The sequence below is a fragment of the Methanoculleus formosensis genome, assembly GCF_025384765.1.
GTDB lineage: Archaea > Halobacteriota > Methanomicrobia > Methanomicrobiales > Methanoculleaceae > Methanoculleus > Methanoculleus formosensis.
The window spans coordinates 39,874-57,050 of sequence record NZ_VHLL01000004.1 but is presented as its reverse complement, the minus strand read 5'-3'; the positions used below and the strand labels follow the sequence as shown (position 1 = coordinate 57,050).

Here is a 17,177-nt window from a genome sequence, read left to right as displayed (position 1 = left end):
CCCGGTACGGCGATAAATTTATGTTTTATGATATCGCTATACGCTTAACCGCTTTTGTGCGAGATAAAGCGTTTTAATGGTTTTAGGGGTGCTTCAATGCTTGATACTTCCCAAGAGATTATGAAAGGTACAACCACGGTCGGGCTGATCTTTAACGGCGGCGTGGTTCTTGCAACCGAGATGCGAGCGACGATGGGGAACATGATCGCGAGCAAGCGTGCGAAGAAGATCTACCAGATCACGCCGAGGATCGGCCTCACGACCGCCGGCGGCGTCGGCGACGCACAGCAGCTCGTGCGGATCCTGCAGGTCGAGTGCAACCTCTTCGAGATGCGGCGCGGCAAGACCATGTCTGTCGGTGCTGCATCGACCCTGCTCTCGAACTACCTGAACCAGAACCGCTACTATCCCTACTACGTCCAGCTCCTGATGGGCGGGTTCGACGACGAGGGGCCGAGCGTCTACTCCGTCGATGCCATGGGCGGGGCGACCCGGGAAGAGGATATCGTCGCAACCGGTTCGGGATCACCGTTCGCCTACGGCGTGCTCGAAGACCAGTACCGCCCCGATATGAAGGAGGACGAGGCGAAGGACCTCGCTGTCCGTGCCGTACGATCGGCGATGCGCCGCGACTCCGCGTCCGGCGAGGAGATCATGGTGGTCGTGATCACGAAGGACAAATACGAAGAACAGATCGAGAGCGGTCTGCAAAGACCATCTGCAGCCCGCTCAACCCCTTGAAATTTTTTTAGGACGATTTTAATGGTTATCGAAGACAAACTCCAGGAGTTGAAGGAGCAGATCGAGAAGATCGTTCCCGCTGGAATAACAATCTCGAACGTCGAGTTCGAAGGCCCCGAGCTCGTCATCTACACTGACGATCCGAAACAGTTTGCCGACCAGGCAGACCTGATAAAGATACTGGCACGCGACCTCCGAAAGCGGATCGTCGTGCGCCCGAATATCCTTGAAGACCCTGAGCGGGCTGCCCAGGAGATCCGGGCGGTCGTGCCGGAGAACGCAGGGATCACCGACCTCTTCTTCGACCCGGAGACCGGCGAAGTCCTGATCGAGGCGGAGAAGCCCGGCGTCGTCATCGGCAAGAACGGGGTGACCCTCCGCGAGATCACGAAGCAGATCGGCTGGACGCCGAAGGTTGTCCGGACGCCGCCCATCGAGAGCTCGACGGTGAAGCAGATCCGCACCTACCTTCGATCGGTGAAGGATGAGCGCAAGGCGTTTCTACGCACGATCGGCCGCCGTATCCACCGCGAAGTCACGAGCAAGGACCAGTGGCTGCGGGTCACGACGCTCGGATGCTGCCGCGAGGTCGGTCGCGCCGCGTTCCTGATATCGACGCCGGAGAGCAAGATCCTGGTCGACTGCGGCGAGAAGCCGGGCAACATCGCGAACGGGACGCCCTACCTCTACGTCCCCGAGATCTACCCCCTCGACTCGCTCGATGCGGTGGTGCTCACCCATGCTCACCTCGACCACTGCGCTCTCGTCCCCCTCCTCTACAAATACGGCTACGAGGGTCCGGTCTACTCGACCGCGCCGACGCGGGACCTCTCGACGATGCTCCAGCTCGACTACCTGGACGTTGTTCGGAAGGAGACGGACAAGATCCCCTACACCTCGAACGAGGTGCGGACCTACATGAAGCACTCGATCACGCTCAACTACGGGAGCGTGACCGATATCGCCCCCGACGTTAAACTTACCTTCCATAACGCGGGGCACATCCTCGGCTCGGCGATCGCGCACTTCCACATCGGCGAAGGGCTCTACAACATCGCGTTCACCGGGGATTTCAACTACCAGAAGACGCGGCTCTTCTCCCCCGCGGTATCCTCCTTCCCCCGGCTCGAGGCACTCTTCATGGAGAGCACCTACGGCGGGGCGAACGACAACCAGCCCCAGAGGAAAGACGCCGAGGATAAACTCTACGAGACGGTCTCGGCGACGATCCAGCGCGGCGGCAAGGTGATCATCCCCGCGTTCGCCGTTGGCCGGTCGCAGGAGGTCATGCTCGCCCTCGAGGAGGGGATCCGGAGACAGAAGATCCCGCCGGTGAAGATCTACCTCGACGGTATGATCAAAGAGGCAACGGCGATCCACACGACCTACCCGGAGTACCTCAACAGCGATCTCCGGAACCAGATCTTCCGCGAAGGGCTGAACCCCTTCCTCTCCGAGGCCTTCGTCCAGGTGGACTCGCCGGCCATCCGGGAGAAGGTGATAACGGGCGATCCCTGCGTCATCATCACGACGAGCGGTATGCTGAACGGCGGACCGGTGATGGAGTACCTCAAGGCCCTCGGCCCGGACGAGCGCAACACGCTCGTCTTCGTCGGCTACCAGGCGGACGGGACGCTCGGGCGGCGCATCCAGAAGGGATGGCGCGAGATCCCGCTCGGCTGGCGCGAGACGATCGTGATCAACCTCGAGATCGCGACGAGCGACGGGTTCTCCGGTCACTCTGACCGCAAACAGTTGATGAACTACGTCGCCCACCTCCAGCCGCGCCCGGAGAAGATCTTCACCATCCACGGCGACGAGAACAAGACGATCGACCTTGCAAGTTCTATCTACAAGCGGCATCGCATCGAGACGCACTCCCCCATGAACCTCGAGACTTACCGCATGATCTAGGGATGCCGCGAAAATTCCCCATTCTTTTTGGGATATTCGTGGTGATGGCGCTCTCGAACGCCGTCGTCCCGGTGCTTCCCGATTTCGCCGAGGGGGCGGCGCTGCAGGGCGTGGTCTACTCTGCATACTTTTTGGGCGCGTTTCTTACGGTACTCCCTGCAGGGGTTGCAAGCGACCGGATAGGGAGCGCGCCCCTCATCCGCGCCGGGCTTCTCCTGACCCTTGCAAGCGGCATTCTCATCCTGCTCTTCCCGTCAGGCCTGCCCCTCCTCGTCTTCCGGGTGGTCGAGGGGATCGGGGCCGGGCTCTTTCTCTCGGCGGCGCTTGCGTGGGCGAACTCGCACCCGTCCCCCGGGCGGATCAGCGGCTACGTCATCGCGGCCCAGAACCTCGGCCTGGTCGTGGGGCTGCTCGCGACGGGCTGGCTCGATGCCGCCCTCGATACCCATCTTGCGGGGATCGCCCTCTTTACGGTGCTTGCCGTTCCCGCGGCCGTGATGGGGTTCGTCGTCCGGGAGAGCGAGCGCACGGGTTTCGCGAAGGCGAATTTCGCGGAGATCGTGCGTAACTACTTCTGGTTCTTCGTCGCGGCGGTCGTTCTGGTGGGGATGACCGGGGCGGTGGCGGCCATCTACCCCGGATACACCGGGAGCGATCCGTCGGTGCTCGCCCTGCAACTGGCGACGATCAACATCGCAACCGTCGTTGCCGTTCTCGTCGCCCCCCGGTTCACCTTCCGTCCCGCCCCGACCATCCGGGTTACCTCGCTCCTGATGGCAGCGGCGGTTCTGGCGAGTTACGTTACGCCGTACGCTTTTCCCGTCATCGGGGCGCTTTCAGGCGTGATCATCGTCGCGGCTCTCGCGTTCCTCGCGGAGACGGGGATCGAACAGGGCGCGATGACCGGGCTCTTCAACACCGCAACCTATGCCGGGTTCACGTTCCTCTCCGCCCTTGCCGGGCTGGCCGCAGGGGGAGCCGGGTTCCTGGCTGCGTTCCTCCTGCTGGCCGGGATGGCGGCGGCGGTGGCCGTCCCCATCGGCAGGTGCCGGTGCGAGCACCGCGGGTGACGGAGCGCATATTACCGCCCCCGGTTATAGGATCACCTATGAAGATGCTGATCAACGGCGAGTGGCGCGATTCGATCTCCGGCAGGATCTTTCCGGTGCATAACCCTGCAACGGGCGATCTGGTCGGTGAAGCGCCGCTCGGCGGCGAGGATGATGTCGTATCCGCCATTGAGGCCGCCGGGGAAGCGTTCTCCGACTGGGCCGCAAAGAGCCCGAGGGATCGCTCAAAGATCCTCTTCTTCGCCGCCGCGGAGGTCCGGCGCAGGAACACCGATCTTGCGGCGCTCCTGACCGCGGAACAGGGGAAACCCATCCGCGAGGCGGTCGATGAGATCAACGGGTTCGCAAACATCCTCGAGTACTACCACGGTCTCTCGGCGGTGCCGCAAGGCGAGTTCGCGAACCTCAAGGGCTACGGCCGCGCCACTGTAGAGAGACGGCCGCTCGGCATCTGCGGCGCGATCATCCCGTGGAACATGCCGGCGATCATCATGGGCTGGAAGATAGGAGCGGCTCTCGCGGCGGGGAACACGATGGTCTTAAAACCCGCCCGGACCGCGCCGCTGACCTGCCTGAGGCTCGCGGAGATCCTCGGAGAGGCGGGCCTCCCGCCGGGCGTCTTGAACGTCGTCACCGGGCCGGGGGAGACGGTCGGCCGGGAGATCGCGAGGAACCCGTCCATCCGGAAGGTCTCATTCACCGGCGAGGTCGAGACCGGGAGGCAGGTCGCTCTCGACGCCGCCCCGGCGATGAAACGGCTGACGCTGGAACTCGGGGGGAGCGACCCGATGATCGTCTGTGCCGACGCCGATATCGGAGCGGCCATCGAGGGGGTCGTCAGGGGACGGTTCTACAACTGCGGCCAGGTCTGCACGGCGGTGAAGAGGCTCTACGTTGACGAGTCGATCGCAGACGAGTTCGTCCGGCGGCTGACGGCGAGGGTCGAGGGGATCGTGGTCGGGAACGGCATGGATCGCGGTGTCGGGATGGGCCCGCTGAACAACCGTGCGGGCCTTGAGCGGGTCGCCAGTGTCGTCGATGCCGCCCGGGAACGGGACGAGGGGGAGATCGTCGCCGGGGGACGGGCGCCGGAGGGGGAAGAGTACAAACGCGGCCTTTTCTTCCTGCCGACGCTCGTTGCCGGTGTTCCGCATGACTCCGTCCTCTTCTCCGAGGAGGTCTTCGGCCCGGTGCTGCCGGTCGCCGCCGTCTCTGGCCTCGACGAAGCGCTTACTCTTGCGAACAACTCCCGTTACGGGCTCGGGGCCTCGGTCTGGACCCACGATGCGAACGTGATAGCCCGGGCGACGGAGGAACTCGATGCGGGGATCGTCTGGGTCAACCAGCACCTGAAGATCCCCCCGGAGGTGCCGTTCGGGGGGACGAAGGGGAGCGGCATCGGCAGGGAAAACGGCAGCAGAGCGCTCGATGAGTATTCGGAGGAGAAGGCCGTCCTGGTGCGGTTGTAGTACTCGAAATAGCCGGGATCGGGGGTGGCGGTGCTTTCCGGCCCGCACCCCGCCGGGCGGTCGAGTTCGGGATACCCCGTGTATCGGGAAGTGACTCGGGGTGCCTGTTTAGCAATCCGAGTTTTCATCCGATGTATCGTAATATTTATATAATTCCAAACGCATCCTCGTCCTCTCCCAAGGGGGGATGGTAATGAGACGATGGATAATGCTATGCGCATGCATTCTTGCTCTTCTTGCGATGCCGTTTGCCGTAACGGCGGCGGTGATCGGGGACGAGAATGCAACGGAGACGCCCATGGGCGAGATCGAAAATCAGACCGCGAACATGACGATCGCCGCCTACATCGGTGAGGACGAGAACCTGACGAGGCTGGCGGAAGCGATTGCCGTGTCGGGGCTCTATGATACCCTGAACGGCGAGGGGCCGTACACGGTCTTTGCCCCGAGCAACGAGGCGTTCGACGCCCTCGGGAACGAGACCGTGACCCAGCTCATGGCCGAGCCCGATAACCTGACGATGGTTCTCCAATATCACGTTGTCGACGGTGAGTACACCGCGGCGAGCATCACCGAGATGGCCGGGAACCAGACCGGAGATCAGAACCAGACTGCCGGAAACGAGTCAGAAGGCGGGGTGCTCGATATCTTCAGCGGGCTCCTCGGCATGGATAATGAGAGCGAGAACATGAGCACCCTCACGACGCTCGCCGGTGAGGACCTGAACGTCTCCGCCACCAACGGCGAGGTCATGGTCGAGGAGGCCGCCGTCACCGTGGCGGATATCAATGCGACGAACGGCGTGATCCACATCATCGACCAGGTTCTGATACCTCCGGGCGTGAACTTGACGGTGACTGAAAACGAGACCGTGACTCCGGAAACGGCCGAGAACGAGACCGGCATGGTTGGCGTCGTGCAGTGATGCAGGGCGGCAGGCGCCGCCGGCCTGCCCCCTCCGGACCGGCCGTCGGGCTTCGTCCGGGCTGCAACACCTCTTCATTTTTACCGGCAAAGACTGCCGGATTGTTTTTCCTGACCGGCCGATATGCCGGGCGCTGGAGCGCTCCGAGCACGAATCGAAGCCCTCAGCGTGAATCGTTTCCGTCTCCGTTCGGCGACGGGATGACGCCGCCATATGACGGGGTGGTAAGAGCATTCGCCCCGATGCAGGACGTTATTTTCTCAGAATGGCGGCCGAGCGCTATTATAGCAATATTTTTATATTACCCTGTTCATTCCCCTTGCTCGTAAGGGGGGATATGTATGAGACGACCTGTATTGTTCAGTTTGTGCATCGTCCTTATCCTGTCGCTCTCCGCTGCAAGTGTAGCGGTCACGATTGGAATAGGCCCTGTCGAACTGGATCCTGATGTGACTGTGAACATTACACCGCTAAACAGCACCGAAACGTACGAGGTGCCGCAGGCGACAGTGCTTGGAGCACTCGATGACGCCTCGAACCGCGGAGCCTTTGAGTATCAGGTTGCTGAAGACCTGCCTCTGGAAGAGGGAAATCTCAGTATTTTATCGATTGCGGGTATCGAAAACGAGATTTTGAATGAAACGCCGAACAACTGGACCTACTGGGTGAACGGCGAGCAGGGCACGACCGGACCTGCGGTGACGAACGTGACCGACGGGGACAACCTGACCTTCTCCTACGGGCCACCGGAACACACCATTGAGGATGCTGCGTACACGGTGATACTCAACGTGACCGTTCTTGAGGCGGTTGTAACACCCGAGCCGACCCCGACGGTGAACGTGACTCCAACGCCGACGGTGAACGTCACCCCGACACCGACGGTGAACGTCACCCCGACACCGACGGTGAACGTTACTCCGACTCCGACGGTGAACGTCACCCCGACACCGACTGCCGAAGCGAACGTCACCATTGTCGAGCCCATGGATGGCGCGACCCTCCCGGCCGGGAACGTGACGGTTGAAGTGAACCTGACGAACTTTACGCTGGTGGAGCCGACCGGGCAGGAGAACGCGCCGGGCGAGGGGCACCTGCACTACTACCTTGACGCCGTGGTGCCGACGAATGAGAGCGAACCCGCGGTTCCGGAGTTCGGTGGTTATGTCATCTCCACGAACCTCTCCCACACATGGGAGAACGTGACGGAGGGTGAGCACAACCTCTCGGTCCAGGTGGTCAACAACGACCACACGCCGCTCATCCCGCTCGTCTTCGAGACGGTGAACGTCACCGTCGGCGGCGAAAATGTGACGCCGACGCCGACGGTGAACGTCACGCCGACTCCGACGGTGAACGTCACCCCGACGCCAACGGTGAACGTCACCCCGACGCCAACGGTGAATGTCACGCCGACTCCGACGGTGAACGTCACGCCGACTCCGACAGTGAACGTCACCCCGACTCCGACAGTGAACGTCACCCCGACTCCGACAGTGAACGTCACCCCGACTCCGACAGTGAACGTCACCCCGACTCCGACAGTGAACGTCACCCCGACTCCGACAGTGAACGTCACCCCGACGCCGACGGTGACACCGCCTGGAGATGAGATCACCCGTGAGATCGTTGAAGGGCTCTCGGAAGAGGAGAACCTGACAACGTTCGTTGAGGCTCTGAACAACTCGACTATCGGCGAGCGTCTTGAAGAGAACGCGAGTTACGTCATATGTGCTCCGACCGATGACGCGTTTGACGGACTCGGTAACGAGACGCTCTCGGTTATCCTGGGCGACACGACGCTCCTCAACAGCATCCTTGAGTATCATGTCATCCAGGGAGACTACACGATCGAAGAACTTGTGATGCTCTGCGAGAACTCGACCGACGGCCAGATCTCCCTGCCGACCGTGGGTGGATCGACTGTCAACGCATCGTTTAACAACGGCCAGTTGACCATCAACAACATCATCGTCATAACCCAGATCCAGATCACGAACAACATCATCGTCTACGTGATCGACGGTGTCCTGATCCCACCGGACTCCCCGATCCCAACACCTTCTCCAACTCCGACGACGAACGTCACCCCGACGCCGACGATGAACGTCACTCCAACGCCGACGGTGAACGTCACTCCGACCCCGACGATGAACGTTACTCCGACCCCGACGATGAACGTTACTCCGACCCCGACGATGAACGTTACTCCGACCCCGACGATGAACGTTACTCCGACCCCGACGATGAACGTTACTCCGACCCCGACGACCCCGCCGGTGCAGGAGGAGACTATGGATCTCCAACTCTATGAAGGCTGGAACTTCGTCTCTATCCCGAGACCTCTCTCTCCGGGCAACGACACGGCAGCGTCGGTCTTTGCGGATGTCGAGACCGACGGGCGGCCAATCTACACCTACACCCCGGCCGGCGGCTTCGAGCCCCTGGGAGAGAATGAGACCCTGAGTGTCCTTGAAGGATACTGGGTCTACTCGACCGAGGAGACCACCGTGCAGTTGAACCTCAGCACCAATCCGGTGCGGGCACCCGCACTGAAGACGCTCAGCCCGGGCTGGAACGCCATCGGCCACTCCGACCTGGTGGAGCGCAGCGCGGATGAGACGCTCAGGTCGGTGGAAGATATCTGGGTCTACGTCGTCGGCTACGATGCGGGTGACCAGACTTACCGGCCGGCGATCGTCAACAACCAGACCGACGATCAAGGACTCTCCCCGACCGAGGGCTACTGGCTGTTCGTGCGCGAAGACGGCAGGCTGGCTGCCATCAGCGCCTGAACATTTTCTAGCACCTCGCGTGACGAGACCTTGAAAAAAAGCAACTCTCAGGGGTGCGGCGCCGGAGACCGTTCCGGCGCCGACCGCTCACTCCTGCGTTTCCTTGTACTCCTTCATCAGGGCGTCGCCATACGCCGGTTTCTTCTTCGTCGGGATGTAGTTGAACTCGCACGCCCACTTGAGGAGTTCTTCGCGGATGGCGGCGTCGTTTGGGAGGTTCAGGTCCCGCACACCGGCGACGATAAACTCGAGCTGGTTGATGCCGGTCGCTTTCCCATCCACGAGGACGGTCTTGATCTTGATCTTGTCCGGCGGGACCCCGCCGCAGACGTTGCAGTAGTCACCGTCTTTACTGTTCGTCATACCCTTCACTCCCGGATCATCGTCAGCGACATCTTGAACCGGGTTATGCCCGAGAGGGCGTGGGGGACATTTGCCGGGAAGATGATCGTCTCCCCCGTCTTCATCTGGTGCGTCGCTCCCGCGATCCAGACCTCGCACTCCCCGTCGAGGATCGTCACCACCGCGTCGTAGGGCGCGGTGTGTTCCGAGAGCCCCTCGTCCTCGTCGAACGAGAAGAGGGTTATGCTCCCCGCCCGGTTGTTGATGATCATCCTGCTCGCTACGGTTCCGTCCTGGTAGGCGACGAGTTCCTCTAACTGGAGGACCTTCCCCTGCAACTCTGCACGACTCTCTTTAGCCATGGTATACCAACCTCTTCTTTACTCTGATATCCTTCGCATATGTAATCTTCTCATCTTCCCCGTCCATACACGAGCGCCCCTTCCACCGGGCAGGCGTCCGTGCACCGGCCGCAGAGGTAGCACTCCCCGAGCCGGTGATCGGGGCTCGCCGCTCCGGTCGGGCACGCCCGCTCGCACTTCCGGCAGTTGATGCAGGCGTCCGTCCGCCGGAGCCGGTAGACGCCCCTCGACGCCGCGGGGGCGAGGAGGGTGCCGTAGGGGCAGATGTAGCGGCAGAATGGCCGGTAGACGACGGCGGAGAGGAGGACGATCCCGAGGAAGACGAAGAACGACACGCTTGCGACCGTGAGGTTGAAGAAGTCCGCGAGGCCCAGGAGCCCGAGGACGCTTATCCCGAGCCCGAGGCCGGCGGCGAGGAAGACGACGAAGATGCCTGCCCTGACCGCCACCGGGACCCGGCTCTCGGCGCTGCTGTATTTCTTCACCGGCACGAGGTGCATGACCTCCTGGACGGCGCCCGCCGGGCAGATCTGCCCGCAGATGATCCGGCCGAAGACGAAGGCGAGGACGATGAAGGCAAGCGTCCCGATGAGCGCCATGGGGAGCGGCGCCCCGAGCAACGCCGCGTCCCGGAGGACGAGACCCTGCAGCTGGTAGGGGAAGACCGGTGCAAAGACCAGGAACCCGAGGAGCACCGAGATTATGAGGAACGGCACTGCTCGCCGCCGGGTGAACCGGCCCGAGTGCCAGAGCCAGACAAGGGCGGCAAAAGCGAGGAGGGCATAGATGGAGCCCACGGCAGGCGGGATTGACTCAACGACCATCGTAGCTCACAGCAGTCTCGTCCCGGTCGTCGGCCGCGGGACCTTTACCACGAGCACCCGGAAGGTGCCGTCGCTCTCGTTCATCCAGCGGTGCGGTATTTTTGCCGGGCTGTCGACCAGGTGGTCCTTGCCGACCTCCGCGCGCTCGTCGCCGATCTCGACGATCCCCGTCCCCTCGAGGACGTAGAAGAAGACGTCCACCGGGGTGATGTGCTTCTTGAGCGACTCTCCCGGCGCAAGGGTGATCACAACCGCGTTCGCGTGCTCGGTGTCGTAGATCTTCCGGGCGTCGACATGGTGCGGGGTTTCGCTGATCGGTACCTCTGCTACATCAACAATCTTCATATCGTTCATCTCCAGTCACTCTTATCGCATTCATCCCTTATAATTCGTCCAGTAGTTCTCAAGGCTCTCCCGCCGCCGCCGTTCATATCGACGGGCCCGCATCTCCGGGAAGGTCGGCTCCGTGCTCTGGACCGCCGGGCAGAAGGGGCAGAGGGCGAACGCCACGTCGTCGGCCTTGTCCCTGACCGGGCAGAGGTAGGCCCCCTCCCACTCGTCGACGATCTGCCCGCCGGGAAACGGTGTGCCGACGGGGTGAGCGGGCTCGGCGAGGACAAACATCGTGAACCCGGAGAGGAGATACTTCAGGTAGAGGTACTTCGGGTCCTTCTCCCGAGCCTTCTCGGTGCAGGCCTCCGCCACCATGGCGGCGTAGGCGGAAAGCGCCGGGTCCGGGGGGTCGTCGGATCCGCCGCCGTTCCGGGAGAGGAGGACCAGGCGGTGGTGTGCTCCGAAGATCTCCTCCCGGACGCTTTCAAGGAGCCGGTCGCGGTAGTCCTCCGGGAGGTTGGCGACCTTCCGCTCGAACCGGGCGTGCATCATCTCCAGGTCGTGGAGGTCAAACGCCTTCATCTCGTCGGCGATCACGCGGAGGAGGTCCTTCTTTGTCGCTGCCTCGTGCATCCGCCGGCACGCTCTCCTGATCGCCGCGACCGATACCGTCTGCCCGTCCCCCGCATCCCCCTCGTCGTCGGCGAAGGGGTCGATGATGAAGGAGCAGGCCTCGCCGGGACCGGCCCCGGGCGTCTCGCGGCCTTCCCGGCCGATGAGCCGCAGGATACCGTTCAGGATCGTCTCCAGCCGCATGGTATCACCAGGGTTTACCTACGATCATGAGACGCGGAGAGGTTTAATTATGGTGTAACTTTCATAGTAACAACAATGGACGGCCTTGTCCGGAACCTGACGACCCTCGGATTGACAGAGTACGAAGCGCGGGTCTATGCGGCTCTCGTCGGGATCGGCGAGGGGAGCGCCCGCCAGATCCACGAGGCGAGCGGCGTCCCCCGGCCGAGGGTCTACGACATCGCCGAAGGTCTTGCCGCACGGGGTTTCATCACCGTCCGGCGGGGGAATCCCTATCTCTACATCCCGGCCGAACCCGCCGTCGTCATCCGCCACCTGAAGAGCGCGGCCGATGCCGCAGCGACGGCGGCGGTGCAGGAACTGAAAGCCCTCTCGCTCGACGCCCGATCGAAGAACTCGCCGATCTGGTACGTGCAGGGGGAGTGGAGCATCCGGAGCCACGCGGAGTCGCTTGCCGCGGGCGTCACCCGCGACCTCGCGGTCGTCTGCCTGGACTACGGCGAGATCGGCGAGTTCGCCCGGGTGATCGCCGATGCATCGAGAGACCACCCGGTGAACATCCTTCTCCCGAACGGGAAACACGGGATCACAAAACCGCTCGGGGGTGCGTCGCTCTACGCCCCGAAACCGTTCTGCTCCTTCTTCCAGGAGAACGTCTTTGAGAAGGTCTACCGTGCCCCGCTCTCGGTGGACGGGGCGGCGTTCCTGCTCGATTACATCTTCATCGCCGACGACCGGGTCTGCATGATCGTCTACCGCGAGGACGGGGTCAGGAACGCCGTGGTGATCACCCTGCCGTTCATCACCTGCGTCCAGCGGCAGTTCGTTAACCGGATGATCGCAACCGCGGAGCGGATCGAGGGGCCGGCGCGGGGAGAGGCAGGGGTGCGGCCCCCTTCCGCGTAACCCCTACCGGACGGAGTCGAGCGGTATGTAGGGGGCGAAGGTCAGGACGTCCTTTTTGATGGCGTCAAAGCCGACCCGTTCGACGAACCGTGCGGTCCGCTCTCCCGGTTTTGCGTTCTTCCGATAGTATTCGAGCAGCCGGCGGACCAGGTCGAGTGCCTGATCTTTTTGGAGGTCTTTTGCGACGACATCGCCGATCCGGGGACGGCCGGCGGAGTTGCCCCCGAAGATGACCGTCCATCCTTTTGCGCTCCCAAACAACCCGATGTCGCGGAGGTAACTCTCGCCGCAGCACCGGAAACACCCGGAGACTCCCATCTTGAGTTTTGCCGGCAGGTTCATCTCCTGGTAGATCTCCTCGACCTCGATCCCGAGGCCCAGGGAGTCCTGCATGCCGTATCTGCACGTCGCCGTCCCCGCACATGCCTGGACGTAGTGGACGCAGGGCGCGGTCGCCTGCCCGACGGTCATCCCGAGTTCGTTCCAGATGTTCTCGATATCCTCTTCTTTGATCCCGACGAGCACCATCCGCTGCCCCGATGTCATCTTGATGATGGGGATCTCGTAGCGCCTGACGACCTTGACGATGCTCTCCAGGTGCTCCGGGCTGACGATTCCCGCGGGTGTTCTCGGCACGATCGCATAGGACGTTCTGTCTCTCTGGAGGATTGCTCCTCTGGGTCCGTTTACCATACTACCCCCTCACCTCCCGGCAGGATCGATTCTGCCGGATACGATTCAGTCGTCGTTCTTCTGAGGGAAAAGGATGCCGTCACCCCGGGAGATACACTCCCTCAGCCACTCTCGTAGCCCCGCGAGCGCAGGCGCCAGAGCAGCACGACTGCCGCCAGGAGCACGACATTCACCGCGAGAAAGGGAAGATTTTCGAGATTCCAGGCGTAGGCGAGGAGGCCGGCCGGCAGGAGTGTCAGCGAGATGACGGCGGTCAGCACGGAGGCGGCAAGGAAGACCAGGAAGGTCTGTTCGTAGCCCGGCGCTCTGAAGCCTTCAAAGAGGGGCTGCTGCAGGAGGTAGGATGCATAGGCGACGGCGAGAACCAGGGCGATGTAGGCCGCCGTTATCGGGAGGAACCGCCTGCCGAGCGATTCGCTCCTGATGAGGAGGTAGAGGACGGCGAGGGGAGAGACGCCGACGAACGCGGCCATCCAGGTGGTGGCGTTCACCGCGAGACCGAACGGCGGGTCGAATCCGGCCAGGACGAGTGCGCCGGGCTGGGTGAGAACGAGAAGGAGGAGGTTGATCAGGAGAAAGTCTGCTCCTGTGCGCTGTGCGGAGCTCATTCAAATCTCTCTTTGCCACCACACCTTAAACGCTTTCTGTTCCGCCCGGGTGTATCGGTAGCGCCCTCCGCAATAATGGGTAATCCGGGACCTCGCCCCGGGTGTTCCCGCTTGCATGCCGGTCTGGAGTACGGTTTTCCCCCGGTATCGCCATGACTGCCCCCGCCCCCTCCGGCAAAAATAGGATGTGGAGCCCTATAGCCCCAGTTTCTTCCGCTTCGCCTCGATGTGCCCGAGCATCCCCTCCGCCGCCTCTCTTGCGTCCGTCTCGACGTGGAGCACCCCGCCCGTGACGCCGGGGAGGTCCTCGGTGAGGAGTTTCACCAGATCCGGCCCGCCGGTCACGGTCGGGACCGGGTTGACGTAGGTGTAGGCGCCGAGCGCTAGCGCGAAGAGGGCGTCGATCGTCGCTTTCTGCTCCATGTACTCGGGAGCCGCGACGGCGACCGGGAGGTCCGGGATCGGCACCCCGCCGAGGGCGTCGGAGACCGAGAAGAGGAGGTCGGCGCACCTGCCGGTGTCGGTGCAGGTCCCGAACCCGAGCACCGGCGGCACCCCGAGCGCCGTGCAGAGCCCTTTGAGCCCCGGCCCGGCTTTCTCCTTCGCCTCCGGTGAGCAGAGCCCGGCGACCTGGAGCGCGGCGACGCCGCAGCCCATCCCGAGGACCAGGATGTCGCGGGCGATCAGGTTCTGTGCGACCGCGACGGTGTGGATGTCCTGCCCGGAGTCGCGCAGCGTGGTGCAGGAGACGAGCCCGACGATGCCCCGGATGGTGCCGTCCTTGATCGCCCCGAGCAGCGCATCAAGGCTCCCGCCGAGCGCCGCGACGATGCTCTCGGGGGCGAACCCGACCACCGCCTCCCGCACGGGAAGGCCGCGGATCGGTTCGATCTTCGCATGCCGCTCCTTGAAGTTCTCGATCCCCATCTGGAGGAGGGCCGCCGCCTGCTCCTTTGCCTCCTCGGGGGCGTACTCGAGCCGGTCCGTCCCGCCCTCGAAGACCACGACTTCGCTGACCGGGATCAGTTTGAAGTGGTACTTCTCGGCGTAGAGGGGGTCGAGCGGGAGGGAGCAGTTCATATCGGCGGCAAAGACGTCCACTGCCCCGGTGGCGAGGACCGCCTCCTGCATGATCCAGTTTCCCGTGTAGCCGTAGAAGACGTTGTCCATCTTCCGGCGCTGGATCAGTTCCTGCCCGGTCTCGATGTTCGCGATGACCCGGAGCCCCTTCGCCCCCGCTGCCTTTGCCTTTTGCTGCCACTCGTCGGCGTGGGCGAGGTCGATGAGGGCGAACCCGAGGAAGGGTTCGTGGCCGTTCGGGAGGATGTTGACGTAGTCGGGGTCGAGCACCCCGAGGTCGACCCGCATGGGGTGCGGTTGCGGGATACCGTAGAGGATGTCCTGGATGTACTCGAGGACGATCTGGCTCTGGTAGGCCATCGCGACCCCGAGGCGCATCGCCCGCATGGCGTGGCTCGCGTACCACCCATCCACGTTGGTCAGGCTGGCCGCGGTAACGACGATCGTCTCCCCGTAGATCCCGCCCGGGAAGAGCCCCAGGCGTTTCCAGACCTCTTTTCGCTCCGGCGGTGCGAGTTGCTCGACGATCCGGCTCGGTTCGTAGGTGAACCGGTGAAAGTCCTCCTCGACGAAGTCGCAGAGCCGGAGTGCGACATCGGCGTCGCTTCCGGTCGCATCGATACCGAGCCGCCCGGCAAACGTCCGGAGTTTCTCCGGCTCGGCGATCGAGAACGGGGTCTTTCCCTCCGCGGTCGCCCGGAGGGTCCGGACCGCCTGCTGGGCGTGGAAGTGGTAGTTCGACGCGCCCATGACGTTCCGGAGGAGCATCATCCGCATCGCCATGCCGTCGGCGTTGATCCCGCAGACCCCCCGGTGGTTCCGGCTTGCGTCGGCCCGGCAGGGGCCGTTCGAACAGAAGTCGCACCGGGCGCCCGCCTGGCAGAAGCCGCACCGCTTGTCGGGGTCGTTCCCGAAGCCCTGGGCCTCGTAGCGGTCCCAGACGTTGGACATGCCGTCCTTCTTGAGCCGTTCGTAGACGGTCCGGACTGAGTCGTGGTAGGATATCCTGTCGCTCTCCATGGTCATGGGGGAGTGACCGCATCTGAGTTGTAAAAAAGTATCGGTGCCGCCTATTTCTCTTCGATATACCGCTTCAGCGCCACGGCGTTGTTGTGCTCCTCGTCCTTTGCGGCGTAGAGGAGCGTGACCGTCCCCGCGGTCGCCTCCTTCTGGAGTTCGGCGAGGAGTTCTTCCTTCCCCTCGACCTCGACCCGGTAACGCCGGAGAAACTCCTCCCACTTCGCCGGGTCGTGCCCGAACCACTTCCGCAGTTCATTCGTCGGTGCAAGGTCCTTCTCCCACCGGTCGAGGTTCGCCCTCTCCTTCGAGACGCCCCGGGGCCAGAGCCGGTCGACGAGGACCCGGAGCCCGTCGGTCTCCGAGGGTTCTTCGTAGACCCGTTTCGTGCGTATCATACGACGGGATACGGCGCCTCCTCACTTAACCCTGTCGAGGAAACCGGCCCCACTCGACGGAGGATTGTGCCCGATGAGGAACACCCCCCCGTGCTCCCTCCCCCGCTCCCAGTAGGGGTCGATGAGTTGACCTCTTGAAGATTACCTCACCGTTTTAGTGAAGTACTGGCTCCGCATGCCGGGTCACCTACCTTCACGGCTGCGTCCGAATCCGGGACATACTTCTAGTGCGACGCCCACCCCCAGGAATCTCATCGCGGAGTGATGCAGGAGCAAACCAGCGTGAAGAGAACGGGGCTGCCCCGCACTCCTCACCTCTTATCTCCCTTCATCCGGCCCGGGAGGACAACGTATAAATAGATGGTCAGGGGTGGTCTCCCGCATGAAACCTGTTCTCCTCCTTGCACTCGTCGTCGCCGCTGCCAGCATCCTGGCCGCAGGGTGTGTCTCGCCGGGTGACAACGCCACCCAGCCGACGACGATACCGACCGAAACCGGGACCCCCGTGGCAACGACACCGATTGAAACCGATACAGCGACAATGAGCGTTACAACGGCAGCGACCACCGCGACCGGCGGCGAGGCCGTGACCATCGATCTCACCGCCGACATCATGGCGTTCGATACGGAGACGATCACGGTCCCGGCAGGGGCGGAGGTGACGGTGAACTTCGACAACCAGGACGACGGCATCCCGCACAACCTCGCGGTCTACACCGACTCCTCGGCGGCCACGGCCATCTTCGTGGGCGACACCGTCACCGGGCCGGTCGAGACCACCTACACCTTCACGGCTCCCTCCGAGCCGGGGACTTACTACTTCCGGTGCGACGTCCACCCCGAGATGAACGGTGACTTCGTCGTGGAGTAACCCGGCCTCCATC

At 63.1% G+C, this 17,177-nt stretch carries 17 protein-coding genes; 8 read left to right on the top strand and 9 right to left on the bottom strand.

Translation table 11 applies throughout. The features are described 5' to 3' along the window. Positions 1–96 precede the first annotated feature (96 nt). The 6 genes from psmB (at position 97) to FKB36_RS08335 (ending at position 8,914) form a co-directional block, all read left to right on the top strand. Entirely contained in the window at positions 97–741 is a 645-nt protein-coding gene (gene psmB, locus FKB36_RS08360; protein ID WP_261597604.1) for an archaeal proteasome endopeptidase complex subunit beta, read from the top strand. Positions 742–762: 21 nt separating this feature from the next. Further along, positions 763–2,655 carry a beta-CASP ribonuclease aCPSF1 gene (locus FKB36_RS08355; RefSeq protein WP_261597603.1) on the top strand — a complete coding sequence of 631 codons (1,893 nt, stop codon included), beginning with the start codon at positions 763–765 and terminating at the stop codon, positions 2,653–2,655. Between the two features lie 2 nt (positions 2,656–2,657). After that, the gene (locus FKB36_RS08350; protein WP_261597602.1) at positions 2,658–3,725 is read left to right on the top strand and encodes an MFS transporter; all 1,068 of its coding nucleotides are present in this window, start codon (positions 2,658–2,660) and stop codon (positions 3,723–3,725) included. Between the two features lie 38 nt (positions 3,726–3,763). Then, complete coding sequence (locus tag FKB36_RS08345; protein WP_261597601.1) at positions 3,764–5,194, top strand: aldehyde dehydrogenase family protein; 1,431 nt, start codon at positions 3,764–3,766, stop codon at positions 5,192–5,194. A gap of 193 nt (positions 5,195–5,387) precedes the next feature. Next, positions 5,388–6,119, top strand: coding sequence for a fasciclin domain-containing protein (locus FKB36_RS08340; RefSeq protein ID WP_261597600.1), 732 nt, complete (start codon positions 5,388–5,390; stop codon positions 6,117–6,119). A 632-nt stretch (positions 6,120–6,751) separates the two neighbouring features. Beyond that, positions 6,752–8,914 carry a fasciclin domain-containing protein gene (locus FKB36_RS08335; RefSeq protein ID WP_261597599.1) on the top strand — a complete coding sequence of 721 codons (2,163 nt, stop codon included), beginning with the start codon at positions 6,752–6,754 and terminating at the stop codon, positions 8,912–8,914. 87 nt (positions 8,915–9,001) lie between these two features. Here the strand turns inward: FKB36_RS08335 and FKB36_RS08330 are convergent, their stop codons facing one another. From FKB36_RS08330 to FKB36_RS08310, 5 genes are read right to left on the bottom strand one after another with little or no spacing between them, the layout of a single operon-like run. After that, a complete protein-coding gene (locus FKB36_RS08330; protein ID WP_261597598.1) occupies positions 9,002–9,277 on the bottom strand; it encodes an NAC family transcription factor in 276 nt (91 codons plus the stop codon). 5 nt (positions 9,278–9,282) lie between these two features. After that, positions 9,283–9,618 (bottom strand): cupin domain-containing protein, encoded by a 336-nt coding sequence (locus FKB36_RS08325; RefSeq protein WP_261597597.1) that lies wholly within the window; start codon positions 9,616–9,618, stop codon positions 9,283–9,285. A 50-nt stretch (positions 9,619–9,668) separates the two neighbouring features. Next, positions 9,669–10,442, bottom strand: a complete 774-nt coding sequence (locus FKB36_RS08320; protein WP_261597596.1) for a 4Fe-4S binding protein — start codon at positions 10,440–10,442, stop codon at positions 9,669–9,671. A 6-nt stretch (positions 10,443–10,448) separates the two neighbouring features. Then, positions 10,449–10,787 carry a cupin domain-containing protein gene (locus FKB36_RS08315; protein ID WP_261597595.1) on the bottom strand — a complete coding sequence of 113 codons (339 nt, stop codon included), beginning with the start codon at positions 10,785–10,787 and terminating at the stop codon, positions 10,449–10,451. Positions 10,788–10,817: 30 nt separating this feature from the next. Continuing rightward, positions 10,818–11,591 carry a DUF2115 domain-containing protein gene (locus FKB36_RS08310; protein ID WP_261597594.1) on the bottom strand — a complete coding sequence of 258 codons (774 nt, stop codon included), beginning with the start codon at positions 11,589–11,591 and terminating at the stop codon, positions 10,818–10,820. 75 nt (positions 11,592–11,666) lie between these two features. Here FKB36_RS08310 and FKB36_RS08305 point away from each other — a divergent pair, with 75 nt between their 5' ends. Next, positions 11,667–12,497, top strand: a complete 831-nt coding sequence (locus tag FKB36_RS08305) for a TrmB family transcriptional regulator (protein ID WP_261597593.1) — start codon at positions 11,667–11,669, stop codon at positions 12,495–12,497. A gap of 3 nt (positions 12,498–12,500) precedes the next feature. On the opposite strand, the gene FKB36_RS08300 is transcribed toward FKB36_RS08305, so the two are convergent. From FKB36_RS08300 to FKB36_RS08285, 4 genes are all read right to left on the bottom strand, one after another. Beyond that, the gene (locus FKB36_RS08300; protein ID WP_261597592.1) at positions 12,501–13,190 is read right to left on the bottom strand and encodes an NAD(P)/FAD-dependent oxidoreductase; all 690 of its coding nucleotides are present in this window, start codon (positions 13,188–13,190) and stop codon (positions 12,501–12,503) included. 101 nt (positions 13,191–13,291) lie between these two features. Continuing rightward, positions 13,292–13,798, bottom strand: a complete 507-nt coding sequence (locus FKB36_RS08295; protein WP_261597591.1) for a hypothetical protein — start codon at positions 13,796–13,798, stop codon at positions 13,292–13,294. A gap of 195 nt (positions 13,799–13,993) precedes the next feature. Beyond that, complete coding sequence (cooS, locus tag FKB36_RS08290; protein ID WP_261597590.1) at positions 13,994–15,904, bottom strand: anaerobic carbon-monoxide dehydrogenase catalytic subunit; 1,911 nt, start codon at positions 15,902–15,904, stop codon at positions 13,994–13,996. 44 nt (positions 15,905–15,948) lie between these two features. Beyond that, positions 15,949–16,293, bottom strand: coding sequence for a DUF488 domain-containing protein (locus FKB36_RS08285; protein WP_261597589.1), 345 nt, complete (start codon positions 16,291–16,293; stop codon positions 15,949–15,951). Positions 16,294–16,675: 382 nt separating this feature from the next. Between FKB36_RS08285 and FKB36_RS08280 the strand changes: the two genes are divergently transcribed. Next, on the top strand, positions 16,676–17,164 hold the full coding sequence (locus tag FKB36_RS08280; protein WP_261597588.1) for a cupredoxin domain-containing protein: 489 nt from the start codon (positions 16,676–16,678) through the stop codon (positions 17,162–17,164). Positions 17,165–17,177 lie beyond the last annotated feature (13 nt).